General features: G+C 67.7%; 24 protein-coding genes and 1 tRNA gene. 12 read left to right on the plus strand and 13 right to left on the minus strand.

Going from position 1 to position 23,305, the window contains the following annotated elements; translation table 11 throughout:
• Positions 1-55: 55 nt before the first annotated feature.
• Positions 56-439, plus strand: coding sequence for a hypothetical protein (locus ACWEFL_RS14040; protein ID WP_451711632.1), 384 nt, complete (start codon positions 56-58; stop codon positions 437-439).
• Positions 440-771: 332 nt separating this feature from the next.
• Positions 772-1,374, plus strand: a complete 603-nt coding sequence (gene rdgB / locus ACWEFL_RS14045; RefSeq protein ID WP_451711380.1) for an RdgB/HAM1 family non-canonical purine NTP pyrophosphatase — start codon at positions 772-774, stop codon at positions 1,372-1,374.
• A gap of 61 nt (positions 1,375-1,435) precedes the next feature.
• Here rdgB and ACWEFL_RS14050 read toward each other — a convergent pair.
• The 4 genes from ACWEFL_RS14050 to bcp all read right to left on the minus strand — a co-directional run bounded on the left by ACWEFL_RS14050 (position 1,436) and on the right by bcp (position 3,650).
• A tRNA-Leu gene (locus tag ACWEFL_RS14050) sits at positions 1,436-1,510 on the minus strand.
• A gap of 5 nt (positions 1,511-1,515) precedes the next feature.
• Positions 1,516-2,370 (minus strand): HNH endonuclease, encoded by an 855-nt coding sequence (locus ACWEFL_RS14055; RefSeq protein ID WP_451711383.1) that lies wholly within the window; start codon positions 2,368-2,370, stop codon positions 1,516-1,518.
• Positions 2,367-2,990, minus strand: a complete 624-nt coding sequence (locus ACWEFL_RS14060; protein ID WP_451711385.1) for an HNH endonuclease — start codon at positions 2,988-2,990, stop codon at positions 2,367-2,369. Before ACWEFL_RS14060 ends, ACWEFL_RS14055 begins: the two co-directional genes overlap by 4 nt.
• 192 nt (positions 2,991-3,182) lie before the next feature.
• On the minus strand, positions 3,183-3,650 hold the full coding sequence (gene bcp, locus ACWEFL_RS14065; protein ID WP_451711387.1) for a thioredoxin-dependent thiol peroxidase: 468 nt from the start codon (positions 3,648-3,650) through the stop codon (positions 3,183-3,185).
• A gap of 127 nt (positions 3,651-3,777) precedes the next feature.
• Between bcp and ACWEFL_RS14070 the strand changes: the two genes are divergently transcribed.
• Together ACWEFL_RS14070 and ACWEFL_RS14075 are read left to right on the plus strand one after the other, a co-directional pair.
• Positions 3,778-4,098, plus strand: a complete 321-nt coding sequence (locus ACWEFL_RS14070) for a DUF3618 domain-containing protein (protein ID WP_451711389.1) — start codon at positions 3,778-3,780, stop codon at positions 4,096-4,098.
• 78 nt (positions 4,099-4,176) lie between these two features.
• A complete protein-coding gene (locus ACWEFL_RS14075) occupies positions 4,177-4,533 on the plus strand; it encodes a GroES family chaperonin (protein WP_451711392.1) in 357 nt (118 codons plus the stop codon).
• 80 nt (positions 4,534-4,613) lie between these two features.
• Here ACWEFL_RS14075 and ACWEFL_RS14080 read toward each other — a convergent pair whose 3' ends face one another.
• On the minus strand, positions 4,614-6,905 hold the full coding sequence (locus ACWEFL_RS14080; protein WP_451711394.1) for a transglycosylase domain-containing protein: 2,292 nt from the start codon (positions 6,903-6,905) through the stop codon (positions 4,614-4,616).
• Positions 6,906-7,246: 341 nt separating this feature from the next.
• Here ACWEFL_RS14080 and ACWEFL_RS14085 point away from each other — a divergent pair, with 341 nt between their 5' ends.
• The 5 genes from ACWEFL_RS14085 (at position 7,247) to ACWEFL_RS14105 (ending at position 12,452) form a co-directional block, all read left to right on the plus strand.
• Complete coding sequence (locus ACWEFL_RS14085) at positions 7,247-8,047, plus strand: ABC transporter permease (protein WP_451711397.1); 801 nt, start codon at positions 7,247-7,249, stop codon at positions 8,045-8,047.
• A gap of 43 nt (positions 8,048-8,090) precedes the next feature.
• Entirely contained in the window at positions 8,091-8,855 is a 765-nt protein-coding gene (locus ACWEFL_RS14090) for an ABC transporter permease (protein ID WP_451711635.1), read from the plus strand.
• A 6-nt stretch (positions 8,856-8,861) separates the two neighbouring features.
• On the plus strand, positions 8,862-9,968 hold the full coding sequence (locus tag ACWEFL_RS14095) for an ABC transporter ATP-binding protein (protein ID WP_451711400.1): 1,107 nt from the start codon (positions 8,862-8,864) through the stop codon (positions 9,966-9,968).
• Positions 9,969-10,001: 33 nt separating this feature from the next.
• Positions 10,002-10,721, plus strand: coding sequence for a DUF1707 SHOCT-like domain-containing protein (locus ACWEFL_RS14100; protein WP_451711401.1), 720 nt, complete (start codon positions 10,002-10,004; stop codon positions 10,719-10,721).
• Between the two features lie 273 nt (positions 10,722-10,994).
• Complete coding sequence (locus ACWEFL_RS14105; RefSeq protein ID WP_451711403.1) at positions 10,995-12,452, plus strand: DUF445 domain-containing protein; 1,458 nt, start codon at positions 10,995-10,997, stop codon at positions 12,450-12,452.
• A gap of 180 nt (positions 12,453-12,632) precedes the next feature.
• On the opposite strand, the gene ACWEFL_RS14110 is transcribed toward ACWEFL_RS14105, so the two are convergent.
• On the minus strand, positions 12,633-13,580 hold the full coding sequence (locus ACWEFL_RS14110) for a CHRD domain-containing protein (RefSeq protein WP_451711404.1): 948 nt from the start codon (positions 13,578-13,580) through the stop codon (positions 12,633-12,635).
• Between the two features lie 171 nt (positions 13,581-13,751).
• Between ACWEFL_RS14110 and ACWEFL_RS14115 the strand changes: the two genes are divergently transcribed.
• Positions 13,752-14,276 carry a COG4315 family predicted lipoprotein gene (locus ACWEFL_RS14115; protein ID WP_451711407.1) on the plus strand — a complete coding sequence of 175 codons (525 nt, stop codon included), beginning with the start codon at positions 13,752-13,754 and terminating at the stop codon, positions 14,274-14,276.
• Positions 14,277-14,592: 316 nt separating this feature from the next.
• Here the strand turns inward: ACWEFL_RS14115 and ACWEFL_RS14120 are convergent, their stop codons facing one another.
• The 5 genes from ACWEFL_RS14120 to ACWEFL_RS14140 all read right to left on the minus strand — a co-directional run bounded on the left by ACWEFL_RS14120 (position 14,593) and on the right by ACWEFL_RS14140 (position 18,486).
• Positions 14,593-15,105 (minus strand): nucleoside deaminase, encoded by a 513-nt coding sequence (locus tag ACWEFL_RS14120; RefSeq protein ID WP_451711409.1) that lies wholly within the window; start codon positions 15,103-15,105, stop codon positions 14,593-14,595.
• Between the two features lie 15 nt (positions 15,106-15,120).
• Complete coding sequence (locus ACWEFL_RS14125; protein WP_451711412.1) at positions 15,121-15,615, minus strand: hypothetical protein; 495 nt, start codon at positions 15,613-15,615, stop codon at positions 15,121-15,123.
• Positions 15,616-15,638: 23 nt separating this feature from the next.
• Positions 15,639-17,357 (minus strand): hypothetical protein, encoded by a 1,719-nt coding sequence (locus tag ACWEFL_RS14130; protein WP_451711414.1) that lies wholly within the window; start codon positions 17,355-17,357, stop codon positions 15,639-15,641.
• 74 nt (positions 17,358-17,431) lie between these two features.
• Positions 17,432-17,641 carry a DUF397 domain-containing protein gene (locus ACWEFL_RS14135; RefSeq protein ID WP_451711417.1) on the minus strand — a complete coding sequence of 70 codons (210 nt, stop codon included), beginning with the start codon at positions 17,639-17,641 and terminating at the stop codon, positions 17,432-17,434.
• Positions 17,641-18,486 carry a helix-turn-helix domain-containing protein gene (locus ACWEFL_RS14140; protein ID WP_451711420.1) on the minus strand — a complete coding sequence of 282 codons (846 nt, stop codon included), beginning with the start codon at positions 18,484-18,486 and terminating at the stop codon, positions 17,641-17,643. The genes ACWEFL_RS14135 and ACWEFL_RS14140 overlap by 1 nt, the downstream gene beginning before the upstream one ends.
• Positions 18,487-18,705: 219 nt before the next feature.
• On the opposite strand from ACWEFL_RS14140, the gene ACWEFL_RS14145 reads away from it, so the two are divergent.
• The gene (locus tag ACWEFL_RS14145) at positions 18,706-19,338 is read left to right on the plus strand and encodes an ATP-binding protein (RefSeq protein WP_451711423.1); all 633 of its coding nucleotides are present in this window, start codon (positions 18,706-18,708) and stop codon (positions 19,336-19,338) included.
• A 129-nt stretch (positions 19,339-19,467) separates the two neighbouring features.
• Here ACWEFL_RS14145 and ACWEFL_RS14150 read toward each other — a convergent pair whose 3' ends face one another.
• Positions 19,468-19,902, minus strand: coding sequence for a very short patch repair endonuclease (locus tag ACWEFL_RS14150; protein WP_451711426.1), 435 nt, complete (start codon positions 19,900-19,902; stop codon positions 19,468-19,470).
• Positions 19,903-20,083: 181 nt separating this feature from the next.
• Between ACWEFL_RS14150 and ACWEFL_RS14155 the strand changes: the two genes are divergently transcribed.
• A complete protein-coding gene (locus ACWEFL_RS14155; protein ID WP_451711429.1) occupies positions 20,084-21,283 on the plus strand; it encodes a DNA cytosine methyltransferase in 1,200 nt (399 codons plus the stop codon).
• An 826-nt stretch (positions 21,284-22,109) separates the two neighbouring features.
• On the opposite strand, the gene ACWEFL_RS14160 is transcribed toward ACWEFL_RS14155, so the two are convergent.
• Complete coding sequence (locus ACWEFL_RS14160; RefSeq protein ID WP_451711432.1) at positions 22,110-23,123, minus strand: SEC-C metal-binding domain-containing protein; 1,014 nt, start codon at positions 23,121-23,123, stop codon at positions 22,110-22,112.
• Between the last annotated feature and the right edge of the window lie 182 nt (positions 23,124-23,305).

The following is a 23,305-nucleotide window of genomic DNA, read 5'->3' on the forward strand; positions in this document are numbered from 1 at the left end:
CACGGGCGCACGGGCCGAACCGTGCGCCCGGCCGTACCCGGGGAGGGAACGCCACATGCCCGCGCGCCGCCGTATCGCACTCACGCTCGCAACCGCCGCACTCATCGTGCCGATCACCGTCGGCTGCAGCGCCATCGACAAGGCGCTCGACTGCGTCGAGACCGCCGACGCCATCGCCACCAGCGTCAACAATCTCCAGCAGGCCGTCTCCAGCGCCGCCGACGACCCCACCCAGGCCCGCGAAGCCCTCGACTCCATCGACAAGGAACTCGACAGCCTCGGCGACAAGACCGACAACGCCGATCTGAGCAAGGCCGTCGACGACCTCAACGCCGGTGTCGACAACGTCCGCAAGTCCGTCGAGGCCGGTGACGCGACCCCCGACCTCAAGCCGGTCACGGACGCGGCGACGGAGATCGGCAAGGTCTGCTCCCCCTGACGAACCGACGGCCCCGGCACATTCAATCCCGAGCCCACGCCCGAGCCCACGCCCGAGCCCACGCTTGAGCCGGAGCCGGAGCCGGAGCCGGAGCCGGAGCCGGAGGCCCGGGCCCTGCTTGAGCCCGGGCCTGAGCCTGCGGTTGAACCCGAACCGAACCCGAACCCGAGCTTGACGCCCCAGGCGGGCCCTCGCTTGAGCCCGAGCCCGAAGCTGCGCGCACACGCACGCCCGGCCCCAGACCCTGTGGGCCGGGCGTCGCCCCCACCCACCGTCGCCGCCCGTCAAACTCGTGGCACGAGACGGCCGGTCACACCCCCGATAATCGGGACATGACCCGTATCGTCCTCGCCACCCGCAACGCCGGGAAGATCAGCGAACTCAAGGCCATCCTCGCCGCCGCCGGCCTGCCGCACGACCTCGTGGGCGCGGACGCCTACCCCGAGATCCCCGACGTCAAGGAAACCGGCGTCACCTTCGCCGAGAACGCCCTCCTCAAGGCCCACGCCCTGGCCAGCGCCACCGGCCTCCCCGCGGTCGCCGACGACTCCGGCCTCTGCGTCGACGTCCTCGGCGGCGCCCCCGGCATCTTCTCCGCCCGCTGGGCCGGCACCCACGGCGACGACACCGCGAACCTCAACCTGCTCCTGGCCCAGCTCTCCGACATCGACGCCCCCCACCGCGGAGCCCACTTCCTCTGCGCGGCGGCCCTGGCCCTCCCGGACGGCACGGAACGCGTGGTCGAAGGCCACCTCCTCGGCACCCTCCGCCACACCCCCGCCGGCACCAACGGCTTCGGCTACGACCCGATCCTCCAGCCGATCGGCGAAACCCGGACCGCCGCCGAACTGAGCCCCGAGGAGAAGAACGCGATCAGCCACCGGGGCAAGGCGTTCCGCGCGCTGGTCCCGGTGGTACGGGAACTGGTGGGCTGACACACCGCTTGCGTACGTCGAAGGGCGCGGCTCTCTCGTTACCGAGGCCGCGCCCTCTCCGTGGGCCCGGTGGGACTCGAACCCACGACACACCGGACCTAAACCGGCGCCCTCTAGCCAGCTGGGGTACGGGCCCCGCCGTTACTCTACTGGCCCGCGGGACCGTTCCTTGCCCCGAGAGCGGTTTGAGAAGGTGATGGTCTGGCTATGGCAGGACGGGCACAGGTACCTCAGGTTCTCGATGCGATTGTCCAGTCTGTCGCCACTGATGTGGTCGATCTCCAGGACGAGCCGCTTGCCCTGCCATATGTCATCGATACCGCACGCCGAACAGGCATGCGGCACGCCGAGATCGTCGAGCGCGCGCCTCAGCAGAGCCGTCTTCGTGCGCGGGGAGCCCGAGTCGAGCCGCCGTAAGATCTCGGCCGCCGACTTCCGCTGAGGGGAGGGCACGCCGCGATTGTGTCCTTGCCCCCTGAAGTGCTCAGTGGAAATGCCGTAGGCACGCAGACTCCGTTTGAGGAGTTCGCGCCGGGCGCCGTCGGCCGGGAGGCCGAGAGCGCGCAGAACTCCCGCCAGGCTTGAGGACGCAGCGACGGCCGAGGCCAGTTCGGCGCGCGGCAGGGCGCGCGCACCGTATCGGAGCCCGCTGGTGAAGTGCGACGTGTCGATGCCGAACTGGTCCAGCTTCTTCCTGATGTGACTGTACGGAGCGTCGTCCGGAGAGAGCCCCATGAACAGCATCATGTCCCGGATGCTGTGGGAGCGAGCGGCGGCTTTCGCCAGGACTTCCCTGGTGTAGGAACGACGCGGCCGTTCGGGAAGAGGCTCCTCGCGAAAGTGCGAGGTGTCGATTCCGTAGTGCTCCAGCCGCTTTCGGAGGTACCGGAGTGGGCCGCTCCCCAAGGGAGCCCCCAGTCGGCGCAGCAGGTCGACGAGGCTCGTGCATCCGGGTGCCGTCCGTGCCAGCAGATCTCGGGGGTACTTGCTCGTCATATCCCGGCCCTCCGTCGGCGACCGCGGTATGTGTCCGTCACCGCATGGCAGTTGGGACAGAGCAGTCGGAGGTTCTGCCGACGGTTGTCCCACCAATCGCCGCTGATGTGATCGACTTCGAGTCTCAGCGGCATACCGTTCCACTCGGGTCCCGTGCCGCACGCGCCGCAGATCTCGGGGACACCCGCGCGCAGGAGTTCGCGCCGCAACCGTTCTCCGGGTGTCCTGCCGTCTTCGGGTGTTCCGAGCGCGAGCAGTGGGCCGCGAGTGCCTTTCGGTCCGCTCCGCACCGTGGTGAAGTGCGAGGTGTCGATGCCGAGCGCCACGATCCGGCGGCCTATGTGAGCATGGTTGCCCCCTACGGGGCTGATGCCGAGGCGGCGGACCACCTCGGCCACACTCAGTGAGTCGGCGACCAGCTCGCGCAGCCTGTCTTCGGTGTGGCGCACACGGGCTGTGCTGAAGTGCGAGGTGTCGATCCCGGCCTCGCTCATCCTGTCGCGCAGATAGCGTCTGCTTCCCGGTGTCGGTGCGCCTCCACACCACCGCACGGCCTCGTCGTAGCTGTTCGTCTCGCGGGCCGCTTCCGCGAGCAGCGCGCGGGTGTACTTGACCGGCATGGATCCCCTCCGTCCCCGGCCGCCGCTCATCGGCGGCCCGAACGGATTAACGATCCGACATTCGGACAGTCACGTCCGAAATGCGGAATGACCCATGTCACTTCCCTCAGTCCATCCAGTCCGTCCGGTCGTCCGGTCCACACGGGAAGTGACGCGGGTCATTCCGCCGCGGTCGTTCCTCTCTCGGCGGGATCAGATCCCGAGATCCTTGATGATCTTCGCGACATGCCCGGTCGCCTTCACGTTGTAGAGCGCCCGCTCCACCTTGCCCTCCTCGTCCACGATCACCGTGGAACGGATGACTCCCGTCACGGTCTTCCCGTACAGCTTCTTCTCCCCGAAGGCGCCGTACGCCTCCAGCACGGACCTGTCCGGGTCGCCGACCAGCGTGACCTTCAGGTTCTCCTTCTCGCGGAACTTCGCGAGCTTCTCCGGCTTGTCGGGGGAGACGCCGATCACGTCGTAACCCGCCGTGGCCAGCAGTTCCAGGTTGTCCGTGAAGTCGCACGCCTGCTTGGTGCAGCCGGGGGTGAGGGCCGCCGGGTAGAAGTACACGATCACTTTCCGGCCCTTGTGCGACGCGAGGGACACCTCGTTGCCGTCCGCGTCGGGCAGGGTGAAATCGGGGGCGGTGTCGCCGGGCTGGAGTCGCTCGCTCATGGGTCTCCTCGGAAGGCGTGCATGGTGTACGCAGTCGAGCGTAATGGGGGTGCCGGGGGGTGCGACGGCGGCGGAGCTGACAGACTGTCGAGGAAGGATTACCGGAAACGACGACGGAGGCGGCGCGGTGTCGGACGCGAGGACCCCTGCGCAGATCGAGGCGGACATCGTCCGCAGGCGCGACAAGCTTGCCGAGACGCTGGACGAGATCGGGGTGCGGGTGCACCCGAAGACGATCATCGGCGATGCCAAGGCCAAGGTCGCTTCGACCGTGGACCAGACGACCGGCCGCGCCATGGACGCCGTACACCGGACGGTCTCCGACGTCCGGTCGAAGTTCGTGTCGGAGGACGGCGCGCCCCGGCTGGAACGGCTGCTTCCGGTGGCCGCGGTGGTGGTCGGTCTGGTGGGCCTGCTCGCCGTGTCGGCGCGCAGGCGCAAGAGCTGACCTCGGGGGAGCCCCCGGCCGGCCGCGCGGAGCGCCCCGGCGGCATGAGGAATGCTCCGGGACAGGTAGGTTCAACGGGTGAGCGCCAACAGTAATGACCACAGCCCCCAGCACGACAAGCTTCCGATCCGGATGCTGCACGACCGTGTGCTGGTGAGGACCGACATCCCGGAGGGTGAGCGGCGTTCCAGCGGCGGCATCGTCATCCCCGCGACCGCCGCGGTGGGCCGCCGGCTCGCCTGGGCCGGGGTGGTGGCCGTCGGGCAGAGCGTGCGGACCGTCGAGCCGGGGGACCGGGTGCTGTACGACCCCGAGGATCGCGCCGAGGTCGAGGTGCGCGGGGTGGCGTACGTACTGATGCGGGAGCGGGATCTGCACGCGGTGGCCGCGGACCGCTTCCAGGGTTCCGAGGACTCCACCGGGCTGTATCTCTGACGCCTCTCACATTTCTTACATCTCTCGCATCTCTGAATCCCTGGCAGCCGTCCGCAGCGGCCGGTGGCGGGTGACCGGTGTCACCCCGTGCCTGGTCCCGTTCCCGTGTCCGTTCCCGTGTCCGGGCCGGTTCCGCCGCCCGGCTGGTCGTCCGGGGTCGCACTCTCCTCCGTCCGGCCGGAATCGGAGGGCCGCTGGGAGGAGGCCCCCTGCTCCGGGCCGGTCGGGCCGCCCGGCGAGGGGTTCGTGGACCCGCTCGCTCCGGGGGACTCGGAGGATCCGGAGGAGGACGACGATCCGGACGGGGACTCCGTGCCCGGCGACGACGGCTCCCACACCTCGCCCGCGCCCCGCTCCAGCCGCAGATCGAACTCCTCGATCTCCTCGCCGGCCAGGGCCGCGCGCGTGAACTGGCCCCAGATCTGCGCGGGCGCCCCGCCCCCGTTGATCCGCGCCATCCCCAGCGCGCCGTACAGCGGTTTCTGCTCGCCCGAGTCCGGGTCCTGGCCCATCATCGCGATCACCGTCGCCAGCTGCGGGGTGTAGCCCGCGAACCAGGCGGCCTTGTCCTCCTCGGCGGTCCCCGTCTTCCCGGCGGCCGGGCGGCCCGCGGACTGGGCGGCCGTCCCGGTGCCGCCTTGCACGACACTCCGGAGGACCGAGGTGGTCGTGTCGGCGGCCCGTCGGCTCACTACCTGCTCGGGAGCCGCGTTCGGCAGCTTCACCTCCACCCCGTCCTTGGTGATGTCGGACACGAGGGTGTACGTGCCGTGCCTGCCGTGGTTCGCCAGGGTCGCGTACGCCTCGGCCATGTCGAGGACGCTCGCGGTGGCGGGCCCGAGCGCGATGGAGGGCGACGGGTTCAGATCGGGGGTGTTCTCCGGGAGGCCGAGGGCGAGCGCGGTCTGTTCGACCCTGGCCGGGCCGACGTCGACCGCCATCTGGGCGTACACCGCGTTCACCGACTTGTCGGTGGCGGCCCGGACGGTGATGGGCCCGTAGGAGTACCCGTCCTCGTTCTCGGGGGCGTACGACTGACCCTTCCAGCCCTGGACCGGTCGCCGGTCGGTGCCGTCGTACACGGTGTTGGGGGTGATCCGCCGGCCGCTCTGGGTGCGTGAGCCGTTCTCGACGGCGGCGGTGAAGACGAACGGCTTGAAGGTGGAGCCGACCTGGTAGTCGCGGCGGGTCGCGTTGTTGACGTACTGCTTGGTGTAGTCGACGCCGCCGTACATCGCCACGACCTTCCCGGTCGCCGGGTCGATCGACGCCCCGCCGACGCGCACATTGCGGTCGGGCTCCCGCTCCGGGTCCAGCCGGGACATCACCTGGTCGTCCACGGCCTTGACGAGCGCGTTCTGCTTGGAGCGCTCCAACGTGGTGGTGATGCGGTAGCCTCCGGCGGCCAGGGTGTTCTCGTCGATGATGCCGTTGCCGGTCAGATACTCCTCCACCGCCTGCACGACATAGCCGCGCTGCCCCGAGAGGCCGATAGCGGGCTTCGCGCGCTGCGGCTCGGGGAAGACCGTCGTCGCCCGTTCGGCCGGGCTCAGCCACCCCTTCTTCACCATGCCGTCGAGCGTGTAGTTCCACCGTGCGAGGGCGGCGGGCTTGTTCTCGGGGTGGGTGGTGACGTCGTACGCGCTCGGGGCGTTCAGGAGCGTGGCGAGATACGCGCCCTGCGCGGTGTCGAGGGCGCTGATGTCCTTGCCGTAGTACGCCTGGGCCGCGGCCTGGATGCCGTAGGCGTTGCGGCCGAAGTAGCTGGTGTTGAGGTAGCCCTGGAGGATCTCGCTCTTGCTCTGCTCGCGGCCCAGCTTGATCGCGATGAAGAACTCCTTCCACTTCCGGGTGAGCGTCTGCTCCTGGCCGAGGTAGTAGTTCTTGACGTACTGCTGGGTGATGGTGGAGCCGGACTGCTTCCCCTTGCCGGTGGCGGTGTTCCAGGCCGCGCGGACCATCGCCTTGGGGTCGACGGCCCGCTCCGAGTAGAAGTCGCGGTCCTCCGCGGCCAGTACGGCGTTCCGCACGGTCGGCGGGACCTGCGAGAGCTGGACGTTCTCGCGGTTGACCTCGCCGTCGCGGGCGATCTGGGTGCCGTCCGCGTACAGGTAGACATTGGACTGGGCGGTGGCCGTGGCGTTCGCGGGCGGGATGTGGACGAGCGTGTAACCGGCCACGAATCCGCCGATCAGGATCAGCGCGACGGTCAGGCACGTGCCGAGGACCATCCGCCAGGTGGGGAGGAGCCTGCGAAGTCCGGTCCGCCTGCGCCGCGGCGTCCGGGAGGGGCCTTCGGGGGCGTGCGCCGGTCTGTCGGCGGTCTCGTCCCTCGGCTCCCAGCCCTCCTGCTGTCCTGACTCCTCGTTCATATGTACATAGTGCACTTTTCGATGAGATATCCACCGGATCTTCACCGATAAACGCCTCGCGGAGGGGCGGGCGTCCGCACTAGGCTCGGGGGCTTTGGCGGGACCGGGCGGATCGGGGGGTTCGCCCGGCGGGCACTGAGGCGAATCGAACAACCAGGCAAATCGAACGGCCAGACGGATTCGGCGGCCGGGCGGATCGGACCAATGGGCGGATCGGACTACCGGGCGGATCGAACGATCGGGCGGATCGAACGGCCGGATCAGTGGACCGAGGGGACCGGACGGCCGGGCGGATCCGCGGACGGCCGGACAAAACGGCGGACAAGGGGGGTGGTGGGGACGTGCGGCTGTACGGTGTCGTGGCCGTCGGCTGGTTCCGCCGCTACGCGACCTACCGGGTCGCGACCGCGGCGGGAGTGTTCACCAACACCGTCTTCGGTTTCATCCTGGCGTACACCTACACGGCCCTGTGGGACGAGCGCCCGCAGCTCGGCGGCTACGACGTCTCCCAGGCCCTCACCTATGTCTGGCTGGGCCAGTCGCTGCTGATGGCCTGCGCCATGATGGGCGGCGGCTTCGAGGACGAGCTGGTCGAACGCATCCGCACCGGCGACATCGCCATCGACCTCTTCCGGCCCGCCGACCTCCAACTGTGGTGGCTGGCCGCCGACATGGGCCGCGCCTGCTTCCATCTCCTGGGCCGGGGCGTCCTCCCGATGGCTTTCGGCGCGCTCGCCTTCGATCTGGCGCTGCCCGCGTCCCCGCTGACCTGGCTCGCCTTCCTGGTGTCGGTGACGCTCGGGCTGCTGGTGGGCTTCGCCTTGCGGTTCCTGATGGCGCTCTCAGCGTTCTGGCTGCTGGACGGCGCGGGGGTGACCCAGATCGGCATGCTGGTGGGACTGTTCTTCTCCGGGATGCTGCTCCCGCTCAACCTCTTCCCCGGCGCGCTCGGCGAGATCGCGCGGGCGCTGCCCTGGTCGTCGCTGCTGCAGATCCCGGCCGACGTCCTCCTCGGCAAGCACACGGGCCGGGGCCTGGCCGAGGCGTACGCCTTCCAGGCCGGCTGGGCGATCGCGCTGCTGGCGGCCGGCCGACTGCTCCAGTCGGTGGCGACCAGAAGGGTGGTGGTCCAGGGTGGTTGAGACGATCACGGCCGGTGTACGCGTGTACGTGCTGATCGCCGCGATGTGGCTGCGCTCCACCATGACCTACCGCGCGTCCTTCGCGATGACGACGCTCGGGAACTTCGCGGGGACCGCCTTCGACTTCGCCGCGATCCTGCTGATGTTCTCGCACGTCGACGCGCTCGGCGGCTACTCGCTCGCCGAGATCGCGTTCCTGTACGGGGCGGCCGGGACCGCCTTCGGCCTGACCGATCTGCTGCTCGGCTCGATGGAGCGGCTCGGGCGGCGGGTGCGCGACGGCACGTTCGACACCCTGCTCGTCCGCCCGGCTCCGGTGCTCGCCCAGGTCGCGGCCGACCGTTTCGCGCCGCGCCGGCTGGGACGGATCATCCAGGGCGTGCTCGTCCTCGGCTACGGAGTGGCGGCCGTCGACGTCGACTGGACCGTGCTGAAGGTGCTCATGGTGCCGATGATGGTGCTGAGCGGGGCGGCGATCTTCGGGGCCGTGTTCGTCGGCGGGGCGGCCTTCCAGTTCTGGGCGCAGGACGCCGCCGAGGTGCAGAGTTCCTTCACCTACGGAGGCGGCACCCTGCTCCAGTACCCGCCGACGGTCTTCGCCCAGGACCTGGTGCGCGGGGTGACCTTCATCGTGCCGCTCGCCTTCGTGAACTGGCTGCCCGCGCTGTATGTGCTCGGGCGGCCCTATCCGCTCGACGTACCGCAGTGGCTGGCGTTCGCGCCGCCTGTGGTGGCCGCCGGGTGCTGCTGGCTGGCCGCGCTGGCGTGGCGCGCGGGCCTTCGTTCGTACCGGAGCACAGGGAGCTGATCGCGGATGGACGACCGCACCGAACGGAACGCCCGCACGGAAGGGGACGCCCGCGTCGAACGGGACGCCCCCATCGAACGGGACGCCCGCACCGAACCGGAAGACCCCGCCCAGCCGGACGACCTCATCGAGCTGGAGGACGTCGAGAAGGTCTTCGACGTACGGCGGCGGGCGGGCCTGCTGCGCCGCGAGAAGCACCGGGTGCGCGCCGTCGACGGCATCAGCTTCCGGGTGCCGCGCGGCGAGATGGTCGGCTACATCGGCCCGAACGGCGCGGGCAAGTCCACCACCGTCAAGATGCTGACCGGCATCCTCACCCCGAGCGGCGGCCGGCTGCGGGTCGCCGGCATCGACCCGTCCCGTGAGCGCGCCCGGCTGGCCCGGCGGATCGGTGTCGTGTTCGGGCAGCGCACGACCCTGTGGTGGGACCTGCCGCTCAAGGACTCGTACCGGCTGGTCCATCGGATGTACCGGGTGCCGGACCGCCGGTTCCGCGAGAATCTGGACCGCTGTGTCGAACTCCTCGATCTGGGCGAGCTGCTCGACGTTCCCGTACGCCAGCTCTCCCTCGGCCAGCGGATGCGCGGCGACATCGCGGCGGCGCTGCTCCACGACCCCGAGGTGCTCTATCTCGACGAGCCGACGATCGGGCTCGACGTGATCTCCAAGGCGAAGGTCCGTGACTTCCTGCGCGAGCTGAACGCCGAACAGGGCACGACGGTGCTCCTCACCACGCACGACCTCACCGATATCGAGCAGCTCTGCCGCCGCGTGATGGTCATCGACCACGGCCGGCTGATGTACGACGGCCCGCTCTCCGGCCTCCACCAGGCCGGAGAGGGCGAACGCACCCTGGTGGTCGACCTGGAGCGCGAACTCCCCCCGCTGGTACTGGACTCGGCCCGCACGGTGAGAGTGGAGGGCCCCCGCCAGTGGCTGGCGTTCCCGGCGGACCAGTCGGCGGCTCCGCTGGTGGCGGCGCTCGCGGACGCGTACCCGGTGGCGGATCTGTCGATCCGGGAGCCGGACATCGAGGCGGTGATCGCGAAGATGTACGCGCGGCGGCCGGAAACGCGGGCCGGAGCGGGGCTGCCCGCGGGATTCGACCTCTGATGGGTGTTCGCCGCACTGACTATTCTTCCCTCCATGAGCGAACTCCCTGAGATGCGGGCGTCGGACACCGAACGTGAGCGGATCGCCGAGAGGCTGCGCGACGCCGTGGCGGAGGGGCGGCTCACGATGGAGGAGTTCGAGGAACGCCTGGACGCGACGTACAAGGCCCGTACCCATGGCGAGCTGGAGCCCCTGGTCAGCGACCTTCCGGCGCCGGGTGCCGCGCCCTCCTCCGGCGTCACGGCCTCCGCCGCCACCGGCTCGCGGAACTGGGCCGACCGCGTCGACGGGACCGCCACATCGAGGATGGCGTTCGCTTTCTGGGGTGGCTTCGAGCGCAAGGGCCGGTGGACCGCGCCCCGGAGCTTCTCGGCCTTCGCGGTGATGGCCGGCGGTGCGCTCGATCTCCGCGAAGCCAACTTCGAGGACCGGGAGATCGTGATCCGCTGCTTCACCATCATGGGAGGCATCGATGTGGTCGTGCCTCCGGAGGTGAATCTCGAGGTCAACGGCTTCGGCGTCATGGGCGGCTTCGGCGAGGAGAGCACCGATGTGGACGTGGAACCCGATCCGTCCGCCCCGAGGGTGACGGTCACCGGCTTCGCCCTGATGGGCGGTGTGGGCGTCCGGCGCAAGCGTACGAAGGCGGAGAAGGCGCGGCTGAAGGCCGAGCGGGAACGGGAGCGGGAACTGGAGAGGGAGCGGGTCAGGCTGGAGAAGGGGGAGGAGCGGCGGCGCAAGGAACTGGGCTGAATCAGCGCCCAGGGCCGGGGGGAGTGCCAGGGCCGGGGGAGCCGGGGGAGTGCCAGGGCCGAAGGGAGGCCCGCGGCCGACGGAAGGCCCAGGACCGGCGGGAGCGCGAGGGCCGTCGGGAGGCCCGGGACCTGCGGGAGCGCGAGGGCCGTCGGGAGCGAGAAGACTGTCGTGAACGTTGCATCCGGTGGGGCGCGGGAACTCGGGGTGCGTCTCGGGAGTCCCTGAGGTAGGGACAATGCGTACGGGATGCGCGTGGACGGGTGGAGCGGGATGAATCGCACAGAGCGGGAAGAGCCGGACGAGCCGGAGGGCGGCGCCCGGCCGGCCGGGCCCGGCCCGGATCCGGGGACCGCCGGGGAGGACGGCGCGGCCCCCCGCAGGCGTACGACGGACACCGCCACGGCGGCCCCGGCCGCTGCCACGCGTACCGGCACGGGCTCCGGCGCGCCCCGGTCGGGGCTCCCCTCCTTCGCGTACACCGAGGCCGACGCCGAGAAGCAGCGTGGCGTACGGCGTATGAAGCTGACGGCCACCGGTCTGCTGCTCTTCGTCGCGCTGGTCTTCGCCCTCGCCACCTGGGCGAAGAACGAGGGCGCGGGCCCCTGGGCCGGTTATGTGGCCGCGGCGGCGGAGGCGGGCATGGTCGGCGCGCTCGCCGACTGGTTCGCGGTCACCGCGCTCTTCCGCCATCCGCTCGGCATCCCGATCCCGCACACGGCGATCATCCCCAACAAGAAGGACCAGCTCGGAGCCTCGCTCGGCTCCTTCGTGGGGGAGAACTTCCTCTCGGAGGACGTCGTACGCGGGCGGCTGCGCGCACTCGGCATCGGCGGCCGGCTCGGCGCGTGGCTCGCCGAGCCCGCCCATGCCGACCGGGTGACCTCCGAGCTGTCCACCGCGCTGCGCGGCGCGCTCACGGTGCTGCGGGACTCGGACGTCCAGGCGGTCGTCGGCGAGGCCATCACCCGGCGTGCCAACGCCGCCGAGATCGCGCCGGGCATAGGAAAGACGCTGGAGAAGGTGGTCGCGGACGGTGCCCACCACCGTGCCGTGGACCTGATCTGCTCCCGAGCCCACGACTGGCTGGTGCTCCACTCCGACTCGGTGATGGACGCGGTGGAGGGCGGAGCGCCCGGCTGGACCCCGAGGTTCGTGGACCGGAAGGTCGGTGAGCGGGTCTACCGGGAGCTGCTGCGGTTCGTGACCGAGATGCGGGACATGCCGGGCCATCCGGCGCGGGGGGCGATCGACCGCTTCCTCGGGGACTTCGCCTCCGACCTCCAGTCGGACACGGACACCCGTGCACGGGTGGAGCGGATGAAGTCGGATCTGCTCGCCCGCAGGGAGGTGCAGGATGTGATCGCGTCGGCCTGGTCCTCGGTCCGTTCGATGATCATGTCGGCGGCGGAGGACGACCGCAGCGAGCTGCGGCTGCGGGCCCGTGCCTCCCTGCTCTCCCTCGGGGCGCGGCTGGCGACCGACGAGCGGCTGCAGTCGAAGCTGGACGGGTGGGTCGAGGACGCCGCGGTGTATGTGGTGACGACGTACCGTGCGGAGATCACCTCGCTGATCTCGGAGACCGTCGCGAGCTGGGACGCGGAGCACACCTCACGGAAGATCGAGGCGCACATCGGCCGGGATCTGCAGTTCATCCGGATCAACGGCACGGTCGTCGGCGCGCTGGCCGGCCTGCTGATCTACACGGTGGCGCACGCGCTCGGCGGCTGAGCGACCGGGATCGCAGCCGCCTCCTTCTCCGCGTGTCAAGATGCTGGGCGCGTGACCGCGTTCGTTCCGCGGTCACACGCCCAGGCACCGGGGGAGGTGTCGGGTAGTACGTACGGCGGCACGGTTACGTTCAACGCCCCCGGCAATCCGCCGAACGCCCCCCGTCTCTCCTTCTCCGGGTCAGCCGAAGAGCTGTCCCCGGACGGCTCCGTCGGGGAACTCCGCGGTGTGGAGGTTCGAGTAGTAGTCGCGCGGGTTGGCACGGACGCGCTGGACGGCGTCGGCGTTCTGGCCGTTCAGCCTGCCGGAGACGGCGAAGACGCCGTCCGGCACCGGCCGGTTGAAGAAGTCGAAGACGACGCTGCCGTTCACCCCGAACCTGCCCTGGTGGATGTGTCCGAGGCTGGGGCTCTGGATGTTGACCCACGCCAGGGAGTAGTCGACGCTGGTTCCCTTGGGGCTGACGAAGGTCACGGCGCGCCCGTCCGGGTCGCCGACCTTGGACGCGTCGTTCTTCGGGACCTCCTGCTCACCGTTGGAGAGCGCCCGCAGCCCTTTGCCCTTGATGACGCTGAGCGGGTTGATGTCGTGCTTGGCGGGCTTGAGCTGCCCTCGTACGGCACCGCCCGGGAACTCGGCGCTGTGCAGGTTCACATAGAAGCCGGCCGGGTTGGTCCGGATCTCCCGTGCCAGCTTGGCGTCGGTGAGGGCCACCTGTCCGGCGGCGGAGTGTACGGAGTCGGGCATGGCGGTCCCGAACAGGCCCACCTTCACCGCGCCGTTCTGGCCGGCCCGCCCCTGGTGGATGTGGCCGAGGCTGGGCACGAAGCCCTTCCACTGGAGGGCGAAGGCGACACGGTCGCCCTTCACCTTGATCAGGGCGACGGCCTTGCCGTCGGGGTCGTTGACAGCGGGCCCGCCCGCGACGGGCACCTCGTCGGCGCCGGACAGCTCCGCGACGAAGTTCGCCGCGCGCCCGGTGGACGCCTTGGTGAAGGCGGCCCCGGCGGCCTGGCCGCCCTGTCCGGGGTGGGAGCCGTGGGCGTCCCCGTTCGCGAGGGCCGGAGTAACACCCGTAACACCGAGCACAATTGCACTCGCGGCCACCGCGATGATTTGTTTACGCATTGTTCTGGGTCCTCCCGTTGAGGCCGACTGGTCTTGGTCGGTCGAGTGGGAGTACGCGATCCGGACTCGGCTCGTTCAATACAAGTTTCCCGGAATTCCATTGAACCGCGGGTCAGTTGGCTCCGTACAACATGGCAGACCCAACGACAGCCTCAAACCGGGGGATCCACCATGCGCAGCAACCGTTCCGTCATGCTCTTCGCCGCGTCCACGGCCGCGCTCGCACTCCTCACCCTGACCGGCTGCGGCGGCGGCTCGAAGGAGCCGCCCGCCACCGGAGAGCCCACTCCGTCCGGCAGGGGTGCGACCGGCGTGAGCGCCCCGCCCAAGCCCGCCGCCGTCTCCTCCATCAAGGTCGCCGACTCCGCGCTCGGCAGGATCCTCGTCGACGAATCGGGCCGTACGCTCTACGGATTCACCAAGGACAAGCGCGGCGCGAGCCAGTGCGACGCCGACTGCATCGCCGTCTGGCCGGCCCTCACCACCGACAAGGACATCACCGCCGGCCCCGGCGCCCGGGCCGCCCTCCTGAAGGAGACCAGGCTCGGCGAGGGCGCGGACCAGACGGTCTACGGAGACTGGCCGCTGTACTACTACGTCGGCGACGCGACCCCCGGAGACGTCAACGGGCAGGGCCTCGACGGCGAGTGGTTCGCGATCGCCGCGGACGGCAAACTCATCAAGAAGACGACCTGAGACGAGGCCGTCATCGATCCGTTGCGAAAAGCGGATCGGCTCTCCGAATTACCTCCTTCTCATCTTTCTCATCGCCTTCTCGCTTTCTCCGCCCCACCAAGACCGCGGCGGCCGAAAACTGCCCCTTTCGACCGCCGCACCCACCCCATTCCCGGCACCCGCGACGCCCACATCCCCCGAGGCGGCCGGGTACCGGGAATGGGGGCCAGGCGGTCACCTGGCACTGCGCCCGGCCAGGCTTCCGGCCTTCGCCCTGCCCCATCGCCCCCGCGCACGGCACCTCCTTCGCCACGGCGATCCCGCTGCCTCGGCTGCGTCAGAGCTTGGGGACGATGGGGGCCGACAGCCCCGCCGCCCACTCCGCCAGAGTCCCAGCCGCCCGCTCCTGGGGGTCTCCGGTCACGGACACCTCGGCGAGAAGCGTGCGCTCCTTGTTGGGCAGGGCCAGCTCCCGGTAGAACTGAAGATCCTCGAAGCCGTTGGTCCCGACATCGTGGCTGGTCGCCGCGTACACGAGTCGGGGGATGCGCGCCCAGTAGCAGGCGACCAGACACATGGGGCAGGGCTCGCTGCTGGCGTACATGACGGCGTCTTCCATCAGGTGCCGGCCGAGTGTCTGGCCCGCGGACCGAAGCGCCATCACCTCTGCGTGCGCCGTTGGATCGCGAAGCTCTACGACGGAACTCGTACCTGTGCCGACGACTTCCCCACCGACGACGATCAGGGCGCCGAAGGGCGTCTTGCCACCGTCCTTCAGCGCCTGGCGCGAGGTGGCAATAGCGTGTTCAAGGAACTCGCGATCTTGGGGATCTTCCTTGACGTAAGGCAACCGAATCTCCCACTCTCACATGTGGATCGAGGGATCCCCGTCGCTGAACGGGCCGTCCAGATCCACGTCGTAGCTGGTCAATGGCGTCGTGGTACCCGTGGTGCCGAGCGCGTGGAGCGCCAGGCTGACGTTCTCCTGGCCTGACCAGCGCCCGTTCTCCTGTAGTTCGACCATATCCGGTATGGGAGATTCGGCTTGATCTCCGTGGAGTATCAGCCGGTGGATGCGTGGAGCCGGACCTGAGAGCAGGGCACTCGCTGCCGCGAGCCGGTGATGCCATTCGTCGAATGCCTGCTGCATGTGCTGGGAATCCGATGCCGTGGCGGCTGACGAAGGCAGGTTGTGCAGGATGACTCTGGTGATCCGCAGTGAGCCGCCGCGCCTCAGCTGAGCTGCCATGATGCCCTTGTCGATGGTGTTACGGAGACGTAGTCGGTCCGGCCGCAACCAGTCGAGTGCGCACTGGACGAGGAGGGCGGCCTCGACGTGGGGGGATTGGAGTCGCGTCATCCGCTCCTGCCACACTCCCTGCATCATGAGCCCGCCCGGGTGTGAGCCCCGACCAGTTGCAGGACGCGGAGTCCGGTGACGATGACCTCGCAGGGGTCGTTCGTGTCGGCGACCTGAGGCAGTGTCCGCTTGGCGAGAGTGGCCGCCGCTGCGAGGGACGGAGCGGGCAGGCCGGTGAGGAACGCCCTCAGCTCGCTCTCCGGCTCGCCCGGCGCAAGCGGAGCCAGCCGACATGCGATGGCCAGGACCATGGCTGCCGGCCGTCCTTCCGGTTCCACCCTGGGCGTCGGGCTGGGCAGCAGGCTTCTGGCGGTGCGGGTGTCCAGCTCCTTCCACAAGGAACCATGAGGGTCGGCACTGCCCATGAGGGCCAGCAGCTCTTCCTGGGCCTGGAGGGCCGTCGAGAACCAGCGATGAGTCGCGAAGGTACGCAGATACGCGCCCAGAAGCTGGGGATCGGGAGTGAACTCCGGGCGGATGAGTTCCGGAGGATGGGGGAGGCGGGTGTCGCGCAGGGTGGCGATGGCGCCGACGGATACCAGGGACCAGAAGCGGTCATATCCATCCACGGAACCGAATGCCCGTCTGCCCGCATCCGGTGCGTCTCCGCTGGCCGGGTCCGTCGCGCCATACAGGGTGTCCCGTAGCTGAGTGAGCACAGATGCGCCGTCCCAGTAGTTGCCCATGAACTTACGGCCTGTCAGGAACTGATGAACGCCGTAGAAGGCACTTGCCTGGTGTGCGCCGTGGAATTCGGTGTAGTCCCTGATCCAGAGCAGTACTCCGACGGGCTCCTCGATCACGGAGATCGTCTCGTCCAGCCCTGTGACGGTTTTGGGGTCGGGATCGACGCGCAGCAGGATGCGATGCCGACAATCGACGGACATGGCGACCAGTTCACGGGCAGCCCGACTTGATGCGATGCCACGTACTGACATGAGCCTTGAGGTGCTGCCGAGCCAGGCGAGATACCGGCTTACGGCCCCTAGCACCGCTGCCGTGTCGCGGAAACTGCGGCACTGGGTGAGGATCGAGTCGATCAGAGAGTTGGCGCAGTCGGTCACGACGACCGGATCCGCTCCCCTGACAAGCGCCGCGCGTGCCAGTCGATGCAGCACCTCCAGGTGCAGAGCAGCGAGGTTCTCCTTGGCAGGCGCGGGCACATCCGCGTCGACCAGCTGACCCACAAGATTTCTGATTCCGGTGGGATCGTTGCCGCTGATGACCTGGTCGAGTGTGCTCAGATAGGCGGCTACGACGGGGTCGTCGCTGAGCTCCTGGTCGAACCGCAACTCCTGGTCGCCCAGATCGGCCAACCCTCTGGCGAGGGTCTGCCGCAGCAGCCGGTTGCGCCCGCCGATGCTCGCCAGGCCGAAGAGCCTCATGAAGGAGAAGACGCCGAGGAAGTTGGCGAGCAGGAACAGCAGCGCACCGTAGGTTGCGCTGACATCACCGCCCCCGAGCAGTCCGGAGGCGGTGAGCATTGCGCCGGCCCAGCCGACGAGGACCCACTCACGGAAGGCGATGTGGCTGTCGATGGCACGTAATGACGGCCATGAACTCGCGGCGGAGAAGGTGAGGGCGAAGATCACTGCTTCGCCGGTGAGCAGCGTGGCGAAGAAGGCGACGGAGAACTGAGTCGCGCCGACCACCTCGTCCTTGCCGACGGGGAACTTCCAGGCGAGACCGCCCACCATCAGCACACACGCGATGAGCGCGGCCCGCCGCCGTGCATGGACCATGCCCGTCCCACTCCGAGAGACTCATCTGATGTGGATCAACTGTGCCAGGGGCCCACGGAGTTGCCAAGACGGGGTCAGCCCAGGTGACTGTCCTTCAGCGCGGTCACGAAGGTCACCCACGCGGGGGCTGCGAACGGAAGAACGGGGCCGAGAGGGGTCTTGCTGTCGCGCACGAGAGCACCGCTGTCCAAGGCTGCTGCCTCTACGCACTCACTGGTGTTCGCCCCGCTGTAGGACGACTTGAACCATGACTCGGCAGGGATGACAGGCGTACGGCTCTGCATTACATCTCCTCACGGACGCGTTCGATCACAGCTGACGATGCTGTCATGTCCAACGCTTGGGCGCGGAGGTAGTCGAAGGCAAGTCGGTACCGGTCAAGCTCCTCGGCCTTCTCCATGAAGAGTGAGCCGACGTGGGTGTCCACGTAGACGACGTCGAGGGTGGGCTCGGCGCCGCCGAGGATCACGAAACTGCCCATCGCCGCTGAGTGAGCCCCCTTGGAGAAGGGCAGCACTTGCAGGGTGATGTCCTGGGACCGGTTCGCGTCGAGCAGATGGCTGAGCTGCTCCTTCATCACCGATCGGGAACCGACCACGCGGCGGATCACTGACTCGTCAAGAATCGCCCAGAGATGCAGAGGCTTGGGACGCCTGAGGATCTCCTGGCGCTTCATCCGGATATCGACCAGTCGCTTGATCTCGTCAGGAGGCAGGCGCATGTCGGATGCGTTCTGGACGGCCTCGGTGTAGGCGCGGGTCTGCAGAAGCCCTGGTACGTAGAGACAGTTGAAGTGGTCCTCGCGCACAGCCTCGTCCTCAAGCGTGAGCAGGAGGTTCATGGTCTCGGGGATGGAATCGGCGAATGAACTCCACCATCCCTGCTGTCTGGCGTCCTTGGCGAGAGCGACGACGGCCAGACGCTCGGCCTCGCTCGCGCCGTACTCGCGGCAGAGGGCGTCCACGATGGGCCACTTGACAGGCCCCTCCTGAGTCTCGTATCGGCTGACTGTTGCCTTTGAGACGCCGACGAGCCGACCGGCTTCCTCCAGAGTCATGCCCGTCCGGGCACGCAGCTTGCGCATCGTCGCCCCGAGCTGGCGACGCCGGGTGGTGGTCCTCGCGGACATGGCAGAGACCTTCCGTTACGTGCCGACGCCGACCAGTGCCCTGGCCGCAACAAGGCTAGGCAGGCGTTCGGTTGAGCACTCACTGGATTCACTCGAACGATTTGGTGAGAAGTTACATGAGGAGACTTCTCACTGCCATACTCGCTCGTGACGCTACGCAGCGCAGCCGTGCAGACGCGGTGGGTGCAGTGCTGCTGCAGCGCAGTAGGGAGTGCAGTCATGTGCAGTAGTGACGCCAGCACCGCCCGGCCACGGCTCCGCTGTGTCCTGCTCTTTGAGGCGGAACCCGAGGGGCTGAGTGTCCTCCGCCGGTTTGCGAGGAAACAGCTCACTGAATGGGGCATCCTCGCGGTCGCCGACGAGGTGCAGCTGGCGGTTACGGAACTCGCGACGAACGTGATCAGACATGTAGGTCTCGGCACAGCCGCGACGCTCGTCATGGAATCGGGAGAAGGGTCGCTCCGGGTGGAAGTCCACGACCAGAGCCCCGTCATCCCTGAGCCGGCTGACCCGGAGTGCGGTGACGAGTGCGGGCGAGGGCTGCACACACTGACTGAAGTAACCGCAGGCTGGGGGACCATCGTGACCGCCTCAGGCAAAGCGGTCTGGTGCGAGTTCGAGTTGGGCCAGGATGGGCGCTGCTTGCGCATCCAGCGCGCGGCGGCGGCACTTGAGGGATATCAGCAGGCGTCCGGCGGTCCGGGGCGGCCCGGCATCGGCTCTGCGGCAGTACTTGAGGATTCTGCGACGGGGTTGATCGCTGACCTGCTGCACTGGCTGGCGGCCCGGGGTGGAGACCCTGACGCGATCCTTGAGCAGGCCCACATGCACTTCGAAGCCGAGACGGCTTGAGGTCCAGGTCACCCATGCGGCTCCGCTACGACGACCTGATCTCTTGTGCAGGCGCCCCTGACCTCTGGCCTGTGTGGATTGCCTTGGTTCGGCGCCTGGCTAGTGGCGACGACGGGTATCGGGTTCCGATTAAAGCCCGTTCCGTTGAGCGATCACTATGGATGCGATGAGGTCGGCTGCCACTGACGGGTCCTCATGCTCCCAGATTCGGATGGGGATCCAGCCAGCGTCACGCAGCATCTGATCAGTCTCGGCGTCACGTTCACGATTGCGCCGGACCTTTTCGCTCCAGTATCCAGCGTTCGCAGCAGGCTTCGAGTGGTGGTCAGGACAGCCGTGCCAGAAGCAGCCATCCAGGAAGACAGCGACCTTCAACTTGCTGAAGACCAGGTCAGCGGTTCGGCGGACCTTGGGGAGTGGTCTGACGGCGACGCGGTACCTCATACCTCGCGCGTGGACGGCTCGGCGCAGCGCCAGCTCCGGCTTCGTGTCTCGGCTGCGGTTGGATCGCATGCTGGCGCGCACAGCGGGGCTGGAAGCCCAGGACTTCTCATCGCGTTTCACAGATCAACCTTACGAGGAGGACGAGTCGCCTTGTCAGTGGCAGCGAATACTGTCAGTGACATCAGGGGCGTGCGCTGCGAGCGTCCTCTGCCGCTTCGTTTCTACGGCAACGCAACGTTGCCGTCCCGTCGCATTGGGAGTGGACACCATGGCAAGTCAGTTGTGGCTTACGATCGGCGACGTGACCGTTGCGCCGACTGAGACGACCCTGCCCGATGCGGCTCTTCGCGAGCCCCGAGAGAAGAGCGAGGCCCGCAAGGCGTCGGAACCTTTCAAAGTTGCGGAGTTCTTTGCTGGGATTGGGCTGGCTCGACTGGGGTTGGAGTCAGTTGGCTTTCATGTTGAGTGGGCGAATGATTTCGACCTTGATAAGTGCCGAATGTACGCCGATCATTTCGAGATCGATCTTGAAGCGCATCAGCCGAAGGATATCGCAGAGATTCAAGCTTCTGACCTACCGGCCGACATCTCCCTGGCGTGGGCTTCCTTTCCATGCACAGACCTGTCGCTGGCTGGTGGCCGAGAAGGGCTTTCAGGGAAAAATTCTCGTACTTTCTTCGAGTTTACTAGGATCCTTTCGGAAATCCTTTTGAGGGGCGGGAGCCTTCCTCCGGTTATCGCCTTGGAGAATGTCAATGGATTTGCGACGAGTCATTCTGGTGAAGATATCAAAGTGGCAATCAGAGAATTGAACAAGCTTGGCTACAGCGTGGATGTCCTAACATTGGACGCGCGTAGATGGGTACCGCAGTCTAGGCCACGTCTCTTTCTGGTCGGTTGCACTGATGTCCCCTCAGAGGAGGATCTCAGCGTCAATGAGATTCGACCCCTCTGGCTTCAGAAGGTGTTTGATGATCCAAGTTTGCGAACCCACCGCGCGGCGCTTGTGATGGAACAGCTTCCAAGGCTGAAGACGGATGGATTTTCGTCCGTTGCTGAAAGATTGACTGAAAGTGATTCCCGCTGGTGGGATGAAGAGCGAACGGGGAAGTTCTTTTCGTCACTCTCTGAGACCCAAGCTATTCGCGTAAAGGAACTCGGCTCGCTTGGAGAGCTGACATTTCGCACCGCCTATCGTCGTACCCGCAAGGGCATTCCCACATGGGAGATCCGGGCGGACGACATCGCTGGTTGCCTCCGTACCGCGCGGGGAGGATCGTCCAAGCAGGCAGTCGTTCAGTTCAGTCAGGACGGTCAGACCAGGGTGAGGTGGATGACGCCTCTGGAGTACGCTCGTCTAATGGGGGCGGGTGATTACAATATTCATTCCGCGCGGAATAGTCAGGTGGTCTCTGGCTTTGGGGACGCGGTTTGCGTTGACGCCGTGGCGTGGTTGGCACAGCATTATCTCATGCCTGTGATTGCACGCGAGCCTCTTTGAGGCAGACCAGAGAGTCTCGATGAGCGCAGCAGAGGCAAGTCGCCTCCGCTGCGCAACAGTTCACCCTTCGTCCTGTACCTCGTGTGGTTCGTTCTGAGTGGGTTCCTTAGATAGCCCTAGTTCGCTGATCCTTTTTCGACTCAGCCACTCTAGGCGCTGGGTTTGAAGATGTAGTGTGCGTCGCAGGCCAGGGCTAGGCTCTCGTTCGCTGATCAGTTGAGATAGCCTGCCTACGTGATTTGCTCTTCGGGCAATTCTGACGTCGGCATGGGCCCGATCCTCCCATAGTTCTTCGGGAATAATGCATCCGCGAACTGGAGTGGGCAGAGGCACGGCAGCCACTGTCTCCGGTACCGCCTCGTTCAAAACGGCATTGAACCGCGAGAGACCCTTGAGGGCTTGGTAAACGGTTGATTCGTAGGGGTTGAGTAGTCGGCGCTTTTCTTTGGTGCCGACTTTAAGCGCGGATATTTGAGGCAGAGTCCAAACTGAAATGAATGCCACCTCGAATGGGTCGAGAACGAATTTTGCGACTGCGTCGGATCGTTGACCTGTTAGATGACGTCCAATTCGCGCTCCAACGCCTTCTGCTGTCTGGCCCACGTAAATTGGCTCATCGTCGAAATCGTAGAACGCGTAAATCGCCGCTGATGCTTTGCGTAGTCTGATGGTGTGATCGTTTGGGTCAGGCTGCTCCATGAACTCCCTGATTTTCGCGCGAATGAGCCTGGTGGCTTTGGGTGCGTCTTTACTCCCCGACACTGCACTCCTTCTGAGGGGCTGGGTGATGGCGAGTGGTCATCTCACCGACGGAGAAAATACCGGTTCATTCACCGTTCGAGCCGTGGCACCCCCCGTACCCCCTCCCCGACCCGCACCAGCACGGTGCCGTTTTTACGGGAGGCCAGGGGATGGCCCGGCCGCGGGAGGCGAGGGTTGTGGCGTACTGGGGGAGCAGGTCCGCGTTGGCGGGGGAGGACTGTTCGGAGGCGGCGAACGCCTCGTAGGAGGGGACCGTGGCCGTCACGATGCCGAGGTTGCCGGTGCCCGTGGAGGCGAGGTCGCGGAGGGAGGATTCGATGTCCGTGAGGTGGGCCCGGTGGGTCGGGTACTCGGATTCGAGTTCGGGGTACGCGGCGAGCAGCTCGGTGAGTTCCGGCTCGGGCCAGTGGAGGACCGCCACCGGGAAGGGGCGGGAGAGGGCCGAGCGGTAGGAGCCGAGTTCGGCGCGGAGGCGGGCGATTTCGGCGCGGAGTTCGGCGGGGTTGTCGGAGCCGAGGGCCCACAGGCGGTTGGGGTCGTGGAGTTCGTCCAGCGAGATGGCGGCGTGGGCGGTGTGGACCTTGTCGGCGAGGGCGTCCCACTCGTCGTGCGGGCGGCCCAGCATGCGGCGGACCCGGTGGCGGCCGGTGAGGAGGGACTGGGAGTCGTACGGGACCTCGTCGTCGCCCGGGGTGAGGAGGAGCGTGACCGCCGTGGTGAAGCAGTCGTGGGACGCTTCGAGCTCGTCGTGGGACTCCAGCGTCTCGGCGATGATCTCCCAGGGCGCCGGGTCCACGGGGGCCGCCGTGCGGATGCCGTTGATCAGGGCACGGGCCTCGGCCTCGTGTCCGTACTCCCAGAGGTTCGCCGCCTGGAGGGCCTTCACCAGGAGGGGGTGCTCGGAGTCGGAGGCGAGGAGGCGGTCGTAGAGGGTGGAGGCGCGTTCGCGGTCGCCGGCCAGTTCGAGGTGGGCCGCGGCTTGGAGGACCAGCTGTTCGTTGTCCTCGGGGTACTGCGTCGCGGTACGCAGCAGGCGCTCGGCTTCGGCGGTGTGGTCAGCAGGCGTGTCGGGGCGCATGGGGGACACCGTACTGCCGTACGGGGGGTGGGCGGCATGGCGTCTCGCCTTGACCGGGGGGCCGCGCGACTCTGGTGGGTTTCGCGGTCAGGGCCTATCGTGCGCCCTTGCGGAATCGGGCAAGGGAGGCCGGGGCGGACACTCGTCGTCGTGCGGGGGCGCGGACCCCGGCGGCGCGCGTT

The sequence above is a fragment of the Streptomyces sp. NPDC004838 genome (genome assembly GCF_053600955.1).